The organism is Hydrogenophaga sp. L310 (genome assembly GCF_055703065.1).
The window spans coordinates 269,292-281,692 of the sequence record NZ_JBVPZA010000005.1 but is presented as its reverse complement, the minus strand read 5'-3'; the positions used below and the strand labels follow the sequence as shown (position 1 = coordinate 281,692).

Annotated in this window: 12 protein-coding genes; 8 read left to right on the top strand and 4 right to left on the bottom strand. The window is 65.1% G+C overall.

Annotated features, from left to right (window positions below; genetic code table 11):
• Positions 1-37 precede the first annotated feature (37 nt).
• From AC0GNO_RS11545 to AC0GNO_RS11535, 3 genes are all read right to left on the bottom strand, one after another.
• Entirely contained in the window at positions 38-940 is a 903-nt protein-coding gene (locus AC0GNO_RS11545; protein WP_472903993.1) for a sulfurtransferase, read from the bottom strand.
• A gap of 60 nt (positions 941-1,000) precedes the next feature.
• Positions 1,001-1,885: a DMT family transporter gene (locus AC0GNO_RS11540; RefSeq protein ID WP_472889118.1), complete on the bottom strand. Its 885-nt coding sequence runs from the start codon at positions 1,883-1,885 to the stop codon at positions 1,001-1,003.
• A 105-nt stretch (positions 1,886-1,990) separates the two neighbouring features.
• A complete protein-coding gene (locus AC0GNO_RS11535; RefSeq protein ID WP_472903992.1) occupies positions 1,991-3,130 on the bottom strand; it encodes an aromatic ring-hydroxylating oxygenase subunit alpha in 1,140 nt (379 codons plus the stop codon).
• 357 nt (positions 3,131-3,487) lie between these two features.
• Here AC0GNO_RS11535 and xseB point away from each other — a divergent pair, with 357 nt between their 5' ends.
• From xseB to dut, 8 genes are all read left to right on the top strand, one after another.
• Positions 3,488-3,757, top strand: coding sequence for an exodeoxyribonuclease VII small subunit (gene xseB / locus AC0GNO_RS11530; RefSeq protein WP_472903991.1), 270 nt, complete (start codon positions 3,488-3,490; stop codon positions 3,755-3,757).
• Between the two features lie 8 nt (positions 3,758-3,765).
• A complete protein-coding gene (locus AC0GNO_RS11525; protein ID WP_472904017.1) occupies positions 3,766-4,659 on the top strand; it encodes a polyprenyl synthetase family protein in 894 nt (297 codons plus the stop codon).
• 36 nt (positions 4,660-4,695) lie between these two features.
• Positions 4,696-6,591, top strand: coding sequence for a 1-deoxy-D-xylulose-5-phosphate synthase (gene dxs, locus AC0GNO_RS11520; RefSeq protein ID WP_472903990.1), 1,896 nt, complete (start codon positions 4,696-4,698; stop codon positions 6,589-6,591).
• The gene (gene folE2, locus AC0GNO_RS11515) at positions 6,591-7,421 is read left to right on the top strand and encodes a GTP cyclohydrolase FolE2 (protein ID WP_472903989.1); all 831 of its coding nucleotides are present in this window, start codon (positions 6,591-6,593) and stop codon (positions 7,419-7,421) included. The genes dxs and folE2 overlap by 1 nt, the downstream gene beginning before the upstream one ends.
• 229 nt (positions 7,422-7,650) lie before the next feature.
• The gene (locus AC0GNO_RS11510; RefSeq protein ID WP_472889113.1) at positions 7,651-8,730 is read left to right on the top strand and encodes a TRAP transporter substrate-binding protein; all 1,080 of its coding nucleotides are present in this window, start codon (positions 7,651-7,653) and stop codon (positions 8,728-8,730) included.
• Between the two features lie 178 nt (positions 8,731-8,908).
• Complete coding sequence (locus tag AC0GNO_RS11505; RefSeq protein WP_472889112.1) at positions 8,909-9,511, top strand: TRAP transporter small permease subunit; 603 nt, start codon at positions 8,909-8,911, stop codon at positions 9,509-9,511.
• Positions 9,508-11,307: a TRAP transporter large permease gene (locus AC0GNO_RS11500; protein WP_472889111.1), complete on the top strand. Its 1,800-nt coding sequence runs from the start codon at positions 9,508-9,510 to the stop codon at positions 11,305-11,307. The genes AC0GNO_RS11505 and AC0GNO_RS11500 overlap by 4 nt, the downstream gene beginning before the upstream one ends.
• Positions 11,307-11,756: a dUTP diphosphatase gene (gene dut / locus AC0GNO_RS11495; RefSeq protein ID WP_472889110.1), complete on the top strand. Its 450-nt coding sequence runs from the start codon at positions 11,307-11,309 to the stop codon at positions 11,754-11,756. Before AC0GNO_RS11500 ends, dut begins: the two co-directional genes overlap by 1 nt.
• A 75-nt stretch (positions 11,757-11,831) precedes the next feature.
• On the opposite strand, the gene AC0GNO_RS11490 is transcribed toward dut, so the two are convergent.
• A complete protein-coding gene (locus AC0GNO_RS11490; protein ID WP_472889109.1) occupies positions 11,832-12,380 on the bottom strand; it encodes an FKBP-type peptidyl-prolyl cis-trans isomerase in 549 nt (182 codons plus the stop codon).
• Between the last annotated feature and the right edge of the window lie 21 nt (positions 12,381-12,401).

The window sequence follows — 12,401 nt, the reverse complement described above, 5'->3', positions numbered from 1 at the left end:
TTGGGCGTGATTCGGGTGGGGTGCCGGTCGATCGGCCTCAGCCCCGGGTTGTGTCGGCCGCTGGCGGAGCGACTTGACTCTGCGCGCAAGGCAAACCCGGCGTGTTGCACCACTCGCTCCAGCTGCCCGCATAGAGCGCACTGCGGCCCAGCCCGGCGACCTCCATGCCCAGCAGGTTGGGAATCGCGCTCACGCCGCTGCCACAGTGGTGGATGACGGTGGACGGGGCGCGCCCGGCCAGCAGTTGCTCGAACTCGGCGCGCAGCTGAGCAGCGGGTTTGAAGCAACCGTCGGCACCGATGTTGTCGACAAAGGGCCGATTGAGCGCGCCGGGAATGTGCCCGGCCACCGGGTCCAGGGGCTCCACCTCGCCGCGGAACCGGGCGGCGGAGCGGGCATCGACCAGGGTGAGCGCCGGGTCGCCCAGCCGGCTGGCGATGGTCGGGGTGTCGACCAGCCGGGCGAGCGGATCGCGCAGGACGAAACCGCCTGGGGTCGCCTTTTTAGGGGGCGCAGCGGGCCCGGTTTCAGCGGCGCCGCCTGAGACGAGCCAGGCTTGCAGGCCGCCGTCGAGCACGGCGACGGCTTCGTGTCCGCACCACTTCAGCATCCACCAGAGGCGGCCGCTGTAGTTGGCGCCCTGGCGGTCGTAGACGACGGCTTGCGTGTCGGCCGTCAGGCCGATCCGGTCCAGCCAGGTAGCCAAGGTTTCGCGCGAGGGCAGGGGATGGCGCCCGCCGCTGGCGCGGTCGTCTGCGGAATGGCTGCTCAGGTGGTGGTCCAGGTGGGCGTGGAGGGCGCCCGGGATGTGTGCCTCGTTGAACTGGGCCTCGCCGGCGTCCGGGTTGGCGAGTTCGAAGCTGCAGTCAAACAGCTGGAGCGGCGCCGCCTGGTTCTGGAGCGCACGCAGCTCGGTGGGGGTGATGAGGGTGGTGTACATGCAACCCATTGTGCGGGATTGCGCCGGCCGACGGCTTCTGCGCTTGAACGCGAACCCGTATCAGTGGTCTTCGGCGGGTGCGTTGGGAATCGCGCGTGCGCGCAGCGCTGTGGCCGTGATGCCGCTGACCACGATCAGGCCCATGCCCAGCCAGCCGATCAGTGGCAACTGGTCGCCAAAGATGGTGATGCTGTAGATGCCGGCAAAGACGATGCCCGAATACTGCAGGTTGGCCACCACCAGGGTGGCGCCGCTGGCATAGGCGCGTGTCATGCACAGCTGACCAAACACCGCCAGCAGCCCGATGGGCAGCAGCCACAGCGCGCTCGGCCAGTGCCAAGGGCTCGCGCCCGCGAACAGCATGCCCGCCAGCCCGGCCACCACCGCGCCCACGGAGAAATAGAACACGGTGCGGCTCTCCGGCTCGCCAGCCCGGCTGAGCGCGGCCACCTGCAGGTAGGCCAAGGCGGCAAAGATGCCAGAAAACAGGCCAACCACCGCACCGAGAACCTGCTCGGGCTGCAGCGTCGGGCGCAGCATCATGGCCACGCCGGCAAACCCCGCCAGCACTGCCATGAAAAGGGGCGCCTGGTTTTTCATGGGGGCATTGCGCCCCTGCGTCAGCAAAGCGCCGCCGAGCAAAAAGGCTGCGATCCAGACACTGCTCATGTAGTTGAGTGTCATGGCGGTGGCCAGCGGCAGCACGGCGATGGCAAAGAACCATGTCGTCAGCGAGATGGTGCCGACGACGGTGCGCCAGAAGTGCATCATGGGCAGCTGGGTGCGCAGGGAAACCCCCCGCACCCGCGTCATGCCGATGATGAACACCACGCCCACCATGCCCCGGTAGGCCACGATTTCAAACGGGTTGAAGTGATCCGACGCGAACTTGATGCAGACGCCCATGGTGGCGAACAGCAGCGCGGCAAGCAGCATCCATAACATGTCAGCCCTCCTGCGCCGCCTGCGGCGTCACCCCCCCAGGGGGGCGGCACTGGCGGCCCGGCAAAGCCGGTTCCGCGGTGCCCTGGCATGAATGCACGCGGATGCTCACTCCGTTCGCATCCTGCTTCTGTACCACTCGTGGAAATGCTGCATGCCGTCTTCCATCGGGCTCTGGTAGGGGCCGACCTCGTTGTCGCCGCGCGCCAGCAGGGCCTTGCGCCCGGCGTCCATGCGCTCGCCGATCTCGTCGTCCTCGATGCAGGTTTCCATGTAGGCCGCACGCTGTGCTTCGACGAAGCCGCGTTCGAAGGCGGCGATTTCTTCGGGGTAGTAGAACTCCACCATGTTCAGCGTCTTGTCCACGCCGAGCGGGTACAGGGTCGAGACGGTGAGCACGTGCGGATACCACTCGACCATGATGTGCGGGTAGTAGGTCAGCCAGATCGCACCGTGCGAGGGCGCTTCGCCCTGGCGGTACTGCATCAGCTGCTCGTGCCAGCGCTGGTAGACCGGGCTGCCGGCTTTGCCCAGCAGGTTCTGCGCACCCACGGTCTGCACCGAGAACTCGGGCTTGAACTCCCAGCGCAGGTCGTCGCAGGTGACGAAGCCACCCAGGCCGGGGTGGAAGGGCACGACGTGGTAGTCCTCCAGATAGACCTCGATGAAGGTCTTCCAGTTGTAGTTGCAGGTGTGCAGCTCCACATGGTCGAGCACCATGCCGTCGAAATTCAGCGCGGCGCGCGGCCCCATGCCCGCCAGATCGGCTTCGATGTCACGGCCGTTGTCTTCAAACAGCAGGCCGTTCCACTCGCGCAGCGGATACCGCTTGAGATCCAGGCAGGGGTCCTGGGCAAAGTGCGGTGCACCCAGCAGCGAGCCGAGCGGGCTGTTCTGGCCACCGCTGTAGGTCCAGCGGTGCAGCGGGCACACGATGTGGCCACCGGCGTGGCCGCTGCGGTTCTCGCCCAGGTTGCCGCGGCCCTTGAGCATGACGGCCTGGCGGTGGCGGCAGATGTTGGACACCAGTTCCACGCCGGTGGGCGTGCGCACCAGGGCGCGGCCTTCGCCCTCCTGAGGCAGGGCGTAGTAGTCGCCGACGTTCGGCACCGCGTTGGCATGCCCCACGTAGCGAGGACCCCGCTGGAAGAGGGTTTCCAGTTCGCGCTGGTACAGCGCCTGGTCGAAATAGCTGGAAACCGGGAGTTGGCTTCTGGCCTGCTGGAGTTGAAGACTTAAATCAGACATGTGTCTTGACCTAGAGACTCCCCCTATGAAGGGGCAGGGTAAGCGCTGTGCTCGTCAGACGAATTCGCGCGGGATGGGTGGAGTGGTGCGTCCCTCCGGGCGGATGAGGCCCGTCAGTGGAGAAAAGGAGGGCGGATTGTACCCCGGGCATGCCATCCGGGACGGCATCGCCGGTGAGCCGGGGCGGGCCGTCAGGAGGGGCTTTGCCTCACTTGGTGTCCCGGTCTGCCGGGGGGATAAAATCCCCGCTTGCTGCGGAGCACCCGTCGGTCGGCGGTTGTCCTGCTTGCCCACTGTCAGGGATGCCCGATCCGGGCCATTCGAGCTCTGGCCGCAGCCGATCCTTTTTTCGCTCGCATGACCACATCCACCACCACCAAGTCACCCCGCTCCGCTGGCCGTGCAGCCGCGTCTGCCGACGTGGCCGCCAGCTACGAAGCTGCCCTGGAAGAGCTGGAGCAACTGGTGTCCCAGCTGGACGCGGGCCAGTTGCCGCTGGACCAGTTGCTCACGCGTTACCAGCGCGGTGCCGAGTTGCTGGCGTACTGCCGCAGCCGGCTGGAAGCGGTGGAAAACCAGATCCAGCTGCTCGAAGGCGGCGAACTCAAACCCTGGAGCGCCACTTGAGTACCGCGATGTCCGATGGGGTGGGGTTCGTGGCCTGGCGCGCGGCGCAGCAGGCGCTGATTGAGCGGGCGCTGAGCGACTGGGTGTCGCCCGACGCGCCGGCGGGCCTAGGGCTGGCCATGCGCTACGCGGTGCTTGATGGCGGCAAGCGCCTGCGCCCGCTGCTGGTGCTCGCCGCCTGCGAAGCGGTGCAGGGGCATGCCGGCACCGCCCTGCGGGCCGCCTGCGCGGTTGAACTGATCCACGCTTATTCGCTGGTGCACGACGACATGCCCTGCATGGACAACGACGTGTTGCGCCGGGGCAAGCCCACGGTGCACGTGCAGTTTGGCGAGGCCCAGGCCTTGCTGGCGGGCGACGCCTTGCAGGCCCTGGCCTTTGAGCTGCTGGTGCCCGACGACGGGTCCACCGATCCCGCGCTCTCGGCCACGCTGTGCCGGCAGCTCGCTCAGGCTGCGGGTGCCGCCGGCATGGCCGGTGGGCAGGCGATCGATCTGGCCAGCGTGGGCTCGGCGCTGGACCGGCCGGCGCTGGAGGCCATGCACCGCTGCAAGACTGGTGCGCTGCTGCAGGCCAGCGTGATGATGGGGGCCGCCACCGGGCGCCCGAGCGGACACGCGCTCGCCTGCCTGCGTCGCTACGGCGACCGCCTGGGTCTGGCTTTTCAGGTGGTGGACGACATCCTTGATGTCACCACCGACTCGGTCACGCTGGGCAAGACTGCGGGCAAGGACGCCGCCAGCGACAAGCCGACCTTTGTCTCTCTGATGGGTCTGGAGCCGGCCCAGGCCTGCGCTGATCGTCTGCTCGACGAATCCCACGAGGCACTGCGTGACAGCGGCCTCGCCCACACCGACACTTTGCATGCACTGGCCGACTGGGTTGGCCGGCGCGTCAGCTGAGCCCCGCAACAACAAGCGCCACACGCCACGATGGTCATGAGCTCACTTCTGTCTTCCATAGAATCGCCGGCCGACCTGCGCCGGCTGTCCCGCGCCCAACTGCATCCGCTGGCCGATGAACTGCGGGCCTTCGTGATTGACAGCGTGTCCAAGACCGGCGGCCACCTCAGCTCCAACCTCGGCACGGTGGAACTCACCGTCGCGCTGCACTACGTTTTCAACACCCCCGAAGACCGCCTGGTCTGGGACGTGGGCCACCAGACCTACCCGCACAAGATCCTCACCGGCCGGCGCGACCGCATGGGCACGCTGAGGCAGCTCGGTGGTATCAGCGGTTTCCCGCGCCGCGACGAAAGCGAATACGACACCTTCGGCACCGCGCACTCGTCCACCAGCATTTCCGCTGCGCTGGGCATGGCGATGGCCGCCAAGATGAAGGGCGAGAGTCGCCATTCCGTGGCCATCATCGGCGACGGTGCCATGACCGCGGGCATGGCGTTTGAAGCGCTGAACAACGCGGGCGTGGCCGACGGCCGCCTGCTCGTGGTGCTCAACGACAACGACATGTCGATCTCGCCGCCGGTGGGTGCGCTCAACCGTTACCTGGCCCAGCTCCTGAGCGGGCAGTTCTACGCCGCGGCGAAAAACGTGGGCAAGCAGGTGCTCAAGGGCGCGCCGCCGCTGTTCGAACTGGCCAAGCGTCTCGAAGAACACGCCAAGAGCATGGTGGTGCCGGCCACGCTGTTCGAGAAGTTCGGCTTCAACTACATCGGACCCATCGATGGTCACGACCTCGACTCGCTGATCCCCACGCTGGAGAACATCCGCCACCTGCTCGACAAGGACAGTGGCCCGCAGTTCCTGCATGTGGTCACGAAGAAGGGCCAGGGCTACAAGCTCGCCGAGGCCGACCCGGTGGCCTACCACGGCCCCGGCAAGTTCGACCCGGCCGTGGGCCTGACCGCGCCGGCCACACCGCCCAAATCCACCTTCACACAGGTGTTCGGCCAGTGGCTGTGCGACATGGCCGAAGCCGATCCCAAGCTGGTGGGCATCACGCCCGCGATGCGCGAAGGTTCGGGCATGGTCGAGTTCGAGCGCCGCTTCCCGGGTCGCTATTTCGACGTTGGCATTGCCGAACAACACGCCGTGACCTTCGCCGCCGGCCTGGCCTGCGAGGGGCTGAAGCCGGTGGTGGCAATCTATTCGACCTTCCTGCAGCGCGCCTACGACCAGCTCATCCACGACGTGGCGTTGCAGAACCTGCCCATGGTCTTCGCGCTCGACCGCGCCGGCCTGGTGGGCGCCGATGGCGCCACGCACGCAGGGGCTTACGACATCGCCTTTCTGCGCTGCATCCCCAACATGGGAATAGCCTGCCCGGCCGACGAAGCCGAATGCCGGCAACTGCTCAGCACCGCGCACGCCCAGAACCACCCGGTGGCGGTGCGTTATCCGCGCGGCGCGGGAGTGGGTACGAAGGTGCTGGCCGGCCTCGAAGGCCTGCCCTACGGCAAGGGCGAGATGCGCCGCACGGGCCGCAACGTGGCCATCCTGGCGTTCGGCACGCTGCTTTACCCGGCGCTGGAAGCGGCTGAACAGCTGGGTGCCAGCGTGGCCAACATGCGCTGGGCCAAACCGCTGGATCTGGAGCTGCTGCGTGAACTCGCCACCCACCACCACGCCTTGGTCACGGTCGAAGAAGGCTGCACCATGGGTGGCGCGGGCAGTACGGTGCTGGAGGCGCTGCAGGCCGAGGGTTTTGCCATGCCGGTGCTGCAGCTGGGCCTGTCCGATGTGTTCACCGAACACGGTGATCCGGCGAAATTGCTGGCCGCAGAGGGGCTTGACGCCGTGGGGATCGAGCGCTCGGTGCGGGCACGTTTTGCCAGCCTCCTGGACGCCGTGCCGGGTCTGAAAGTGGCGGCCTGATGTCCGTTGCCCTGACCGGCGTGCGCGCCACCATGCCCGATGTGCAAGGCCGGCACGATGTGCGAGCCATGCCGATTGCCCGCGTGGGCGTGAAGAACCTGCGCTACCCCCTGGTTCTGCAGATCGCTGGACGCGCGCAGCACAGCGTCGGGCTCTGGGACCTGCACGTGGGGCTGAAGGCCGAGCAGAAGGGCGCCCACATGTCGCGCTTGCTGGCCTGGCTCGACGCGTTCACGCTCGATGGCGAGGCGGTCGACTTCGATCGGCTGCAGCGAGCCCTGCCCGAGCTGATGGCCTTGCTGGAGACCGACAGCGCTGGCCTGGCGGTGAGTTTCCCTTTTTTCATCCGCAAGACAGCCCCGGTCTCGGGTCAGCAAAGCCTGCTGGAGTACGAGGGCGGCTGGCTGGCGCGCTGCGAGGGCGGAAGCACCGAGGTACGCATGGTGGCCACGGTGCCGGTGAAGTCGCTCTGCCCGTGTTCCAAAGAGGTCAGCGAAGACGGAGCGCACAACCAGCGTTCGCACATCCGGCTGGAGGTCCTGCTGGACGAGGCCGTGCCCTGGACCGAGCTGGTGCGTTTTGCCGAAGACCATGCGTCGTGCGAACTCTGGGGACTGCTCAAGCGCAGCGACGAGAAGTGGGTCACCGAGCAGGCTTATGCTCATCCCAAATTCGTCGAAGACCTGGTGCGCGACGTGGCGCTGGCGCTGAGCGACGATCCACGCGTGCGGGCTTACACCGTGGATGTCACCAACTTCGAGTCGATCCACGCGCACGACGTGCATGCCCGGATCGCTCACGACAAAAAAACCACCATCCAGGACAACTGAAGCATTCTTTTTCGTGAGCATTTTTCACGCGAGGTTTGAAGTGTTTTTCATTCCCCCCTCAAGCGTGTGAAAAGCAGCTCACGAAGCGGGTTTTGTGCTTTTCCCCGAGGGAAAACCCGTGAAGACCGCGTCCGTGCGGTTCATACAATTCACAGGCCAAAGCGCCTTGGCCAAACACCACAACCGTGTGTGCTGGTCGAGTAAAAATCACCTAAATGGAGTTGTAACTATGGATCGTCGTTCCATCATCAAGCATGCCGGCATTGCCGGGGTGCTGGCCGCAGGCGCCGCGCCTGCGGTGCATGCCCAGGCCACCATCCGCTGGCGACTCGCTTCCAGCTTTCCGAAAGCCCTGGACACCATCTACGGCGCAGCCGATGTGTTCGCCAAGAAGGTGGGCGAGATGTCGGGTGGCAAGTTCAGCGTTTCGGTGCACCCCGGTGGCGAACTGATGCCGGCGTTCGGCGTGGTGGACGGTGTGCAGCAAGGCACCGTGGAAGCGGCCCACACCGCTCCCTACTACTTCTTCGGCAAGGACGACACCTTCGCCATGGGCACGGCGATCCCCTTCGGCCTGAACAGCCGCCAGCTGACCGCCTGGTACTACGACGGCAACGGCCTGAAGCTGTTCCGCGAGTTCTACGACAAATACAACATCGTGAACTTCCCCGGCGGCAACACCGGTGCCCAGATGGGCGGCTGGTACCGCAAGGAAATCAAGAGCGGTGCCGACATCAAGGGCTTGAAGATGCGCATCGGCGGTTTCGCCGGCAAGGTGCTGACCCGCATGGGCGGCGTGCCGCAGAACATCCCTGGTGGCGAGATCTACCAGGCGCTGGAAAAAGGCACCATCGACGCCACCGAGTGGGTGGGACCGTACGATGACGAAAAACTGGGTTTCCAGAAGGTTGCCAAGAACTACTACTACCCAGGCTGGTGGGAAGGCGGCGCACAGCTCGACTTCTACATCAACAAGGCAGCCTTCAACGGCCTGTCTGCCGAGTACAAGGTCATCGTCGAGTGTGCGGCCTCCCATGCGCACACCACCATGCAGGCCATGTACGACGCACGCAACCCTGGCGCACTGAAGCGCCTGGTCGCTGGTGGCGCCAAGGTGCAGGCGTTCCCGAAGGCGGTGATGGACCTGGCGTACAAGGAATCCATGTCCCTCTATGCCGAGTTGAACGACACCAACCCGGCCTGGAAGAAGATCTACGCCGACTATTCGGCCTTCCGCAAGGACCAGAACCTCTGGTTCCGCTTCACCGAAGCCCAGTTCGACCGCTACATGCAGTCGGCCAAGCTGTAACGGCTGACTACGCCTGGCAAAAAACCCCGCCCCTGCGGGGTTTTTTGTGCAGGTTGGCCATGTTTGACCGTGACCCGGCCCTGCATCGCCTCTCCTCCCTGTCTCTCTTTTATCAGAGGCCCCGCTTTCGCTAAACTGGCGGGCTTGCCACGAGCAACCCAACCCATCGGGGATTCCCATGTCGTTCCTACTCCAGATATCCCGGCTCATCGATGCCATCAGTGAGCTCATTGGCAAGATGGCCATGTGGCTCATCCTGGCTGCCACGCTCATCAGCACGGGCAATGCCCTCATCCGCAAAATCTTCGGCACCAGCTCGAACGCCTGGCTGGAAATCCAGTGGTACCTGTTCGCCGCGGTGTTCATGCTCGGCGGCGGTTACGCCTTCCTGCGCAATGCGCACGTGCGCATCGACTTCATTTCCAGCAGGTTCAGCGACCGCACCCGCAACTGGATCGATATCGGCGGCATCCTGATTTTCCTGTTCCCGCTGTGCTACATGATGGCCACGATGGGCTGGCCCTTGTTCGTCAACGCCTACGTATCGGGCGAAATGTCGTCCAACTCCGGTGGACTGATCCGCTGGCCCGTGTACGCCCTGATCCCGCTGGGCTTTGCGCTGCTGTTCCTTCAGGGCCTCTCCGAACTGATCAAACGTTTCGCTTTCCTCACTGGCCGGGGGCCGGATGTCCTGAGCCATTCCGGCCCCAGTGAGGCCGAAATGCTCGCGCAAGAGATCGCCGAACAGGAAAAAGCCCGCCAGGCGGGAGCATCAGCATGATCGAATTTCTGACCGCCAATTTCGTTCCGGTGATGTTCACCGGCCTGCTGGTGTTCCTGTTGATCGGATTCCCGGTTTCGTTCTCCCTGGCCGCGACCGGCCTGTTCTTCGGCCTCATCGGCATGGAACTGGAGCTGTTTCCCTCCAACCTGTTTCAGGCCTTGCCGCTGCGGGTGTTCGGCATCATGCAGAACGACACGCTGCTGGCCATCCCGTTCTTCACGCTCATGGGCATCATCCTGGAGCGCAGCCGCATGGCTGAAGACCTGCTGGAAACGGTGGGCCAGGTGTTCGGCCCGCTGCGCGGCGGCGTCGGTATTGCCGTGGTGCTGGTGGGCGCACTGCTCGCGGCCACCACTGGCGTGGTCGCGGCTTCGGTGATCTCGATGGGCCTGATCGCCATGCCCATCATGCTGCGCTACGGCTACAACCGCACCATCGCCACCGGCACCATCACCGCTTCGGGCACGCTGGCGCAGGCGCTGCCACCTTCGCTGGTGCTGATCGTGCTGGCCGACCAGCTGGGTCGTTCGGTGGGTGACATGTATGCCGGGGCCTTGATTCCCGGCCTGGCGCTGGTCGGTCTGTATCTGGCTTTCATCATCGTGGTGGCGCTGGTCAAGCCCGCGTGGGTGCCGGCCCTGCCGGCCGAGGCACGCATCTACAACGAGCCCGATGGTTCCAGTGGCCACCGCTCGCTGGTGGCCTTGCTGGTGCTGTGTGCTGCGGCTGGCTACGCCTGGTCCCAGGTGCACGAGTCGATCATGAATCCCTGGCTGGAGCGCGAAATGCCCGCGCCCGGTGATGAAATCTTCATCCTGTCGATGACCATCAGCGCCTTCCTGGCGCTGGCGCTGGCGCTGGTCAACAAGCTGTTCGGCATCGGCCTGCTCTCGCGACTGACCGAGCGCGTCACCTTTGTGCTGATACCGCCGCTGGTGCTGATCTTCCTGGTGCTGGGTACGATTTTCCTGGGCGTGGCCACACCCACCGAAGGCGGTGCCATGGGCGCCATCGGCGCGCTGATCATGGCGGGCGCTCGCCGCACGCTGTCGTTCGGTCTGCTCCAGCAGGCGCTGGAAAACACCACCAAGCTCGCCATCTTCGTGCTGTTCATCCTGATCGGTTCGACCGTCTTCAGCTTCACCTTCAACGCGGCCGACGGACACATCTGGGTGGAGCACCTGTTCGACAAGCTGCCTGGTGGACAGATGGGATTCCTGCTGTTCGTTAACGCGCTGGTGTTCGTGCTGGGCATGTTCATCGACTTCTTCGAGATTGCCTTCATCGTCGTGCCCCTGCTGGCGCCGGTTGCCGAGAAACTGGACATCAACCTGATCTGGTTCGGCATCATCCTGGCGATGAACCTGCAGACCTCGTTCCTCACGCCGCCGTTCGGCTTTGCGCTGTTCTACCTGCGCAGCGTGGCTGCCCGCAACGACTACGACGATGTGGTGACCGGAAAACGCATTCCGGCGGTGACCACGGCCCAGATTTACAAGGGGTCCATCGCCTTCATCATCCTGCAGCTGATCATGGTGGCGGTGATCGTGTTCAACCCGGGCATCGTGACCGGCAACCTGGACAAAGCCGTGAAGGTCGACGACGCGGAGGTTCTGGACATGCTCAACAACATGCAGGACCTGCAGTCTGCCGATCCTTACGGTTCCGATGAGGCGCCCACCGTCGAGGAGCCGGCCGCCGATGGGCCGGCGCCCGAAGCCGAAGAAGGAGCGCCAGAAGCAGAGGAGGATCCCACCAAAGCGCTCGAAGACGCATTGAAGAAAGCCGAGTGATGCAGATCGACGTCAAGGTGCTCGATCCGCGCATGGTCAGCCAGCTGCCGGCTTACGCGACCTCCGGGAGTGCGGGGCTGGACCTGCGGGCCTGCCTCGATGCCCCGCTCACCCTCGCGCCCAACGCCTGGCAGTTGGTGCCCACGGGGCTGGCCATCCACCTGGCCGACCCTGGCTATGCGGCCATGATCCTGCCGCGCTCGGGTCTGGGTCACAAGCACGGCATCGTGCTGGGCAATCTGGTGGGCCTGATCGACAGCGACTACCAGGGCCAGCTCATGGTGAGCGCCTGGAACCGCAGCGACGTGGCTTTCACGATCGAGCCCATGGAGCGCATCGCGCAAATGGTGATCGTGCCTGTGGTGCAGGCGCATTTCAATCTGGTGGACGACTTCGACGTGGCCAGCGAACGCGGGTCGGGCGGTTACGGTTCAACGGGTCGAGGCTGACCTGTCAGCGCTGACGCGCTGAAAAAAACAAGAGGGCTGCGCTGGCAGCCCTCTTGCGTTTTGGGCGTCTGCCCATCAATGCAGTGTGGGCTTGCCCGAGGGCGCATCGGGGTCCGACGGGGTATCGCCGCTCTCGACCTGCATGCGGAAGAAGCCCGCGCCCAGCGTGCCACGACCGACTTCACTGATTTGCGCTTCGCGCACAGCGTGCACCTTGAGGTGGATGCGCAAGGCAATGCCCGCCAGGGGATGGTTGCCATCCAGCACCACATGGTCGGGGTAAATGTCGCTCACGAAGTACAGGCGGTCGTGCGGTGCAGAGGAGGTGCAGCCCGCGGGCAGGCCCTCGAAACCCATGCCTTCCTCGATGTTGTCCGGAAACAGGTGTCGGGGCTCCAGAAAGAGCAGGCGATCGTCGTAATCGCCAAACGCGTGCTGGGGTTCGAGCTGCAGTTCCACCGTATCGCCCGCCACATGGCCCTGCAGCGCCTCCTCGAGCCCGGCCAGCAGGTCGTTGCCACCCACCAGGAACTCGATCGGTTCGTCCAGCACGTCCAGCTCTTCGCCCAGGGTGTCCTTGAGTGTCCACGTCAGCGCGACGACGCACTGAGGGGTGATTTTCATCGTCGTTTTCATCGGACAATT

Coding starts and splice junctions, on each gene's coding strand:
- folE2 (WP_472903989.1), top strand. CDS start 6,591: ATGTCCGTTGCCCTGACCGGCGTGCGCGCCACCATGCCCGATGTGCAA.
- AC0GNO_RS11490 (WP_472889109.1), bottom strand. CDS start 12,380: ATGAAAATCACCCCTCAGTGCGTCGTCGCGCTGACGTGGACACTCAAG.
- AC0GNO_RS11500 (WP_472889111.1), top strand. CDS start 9,508: ATGATCGAATTTCTGACCGCCAATTTCGTTCCGGTGATGTTCACCGGC.
- AC0GNO_RS11540 (WP_472889118.1), bottom strand. CDS start 1,885: ATGTTATGGATGCTGCTTGCCGCGCTGCTGTTCGCCACCATGGGCGTC.
- xseB (WP_472903991.1), top strand. CDS start 3,488: ATGACCACATCCACCACCACCAAGTCACCCCGCTCCGCTGGCCGTGCA.
- dxs (WP_472903990.1), top strand. CDS start 4,696: ATGAGCTCACTTCTGTCTTCCATAGAATCGCCGGCCGACCTGCGCCGG.
- AC0GNO_RS11505 (WP_472889112.1), top strand. CDS start 8,909: ATGTCGTTCCTACTCCAGATATCCCGGCTCATCGATGCCATCAGTGAG.
- AC0GNO_RS11545 (WP_472903993.1), bottom strand. CDS start 940: ATGTACACCACCCTCATCACCCCCACCGAGCTGCGTGCGCTCCAGAAC.
- dut (WP_472889110.1), top strand. CDS start 11,307: ATGCAGATCGACGTCAAGGTGCTCGATCCGCGCATGGTCAGCCAGCTG.
- AC0GNO_RS11510 (WP_472889113.1), top strand. CDS start 7,651: ATGGATCGTCGTTCCATCATCAAGCATGCCGGCATTGCCGGGGTGCTG.
- AC0GNO_RS11525 (WP_472904017.1), top strand. CDS start 3,766: ATGTCCGATGGGGTGGGGTTCGTGGCCTGGCGCGCGGCGCAGCAGGCG.
- AC0GNO_RS11535 (WP_472903992.1), bottom strand. CDS start 3,130: ATGTCTGATTTAAGTCTTCAACTCCAGCAGGCCAGAAGCCAACTCCCG.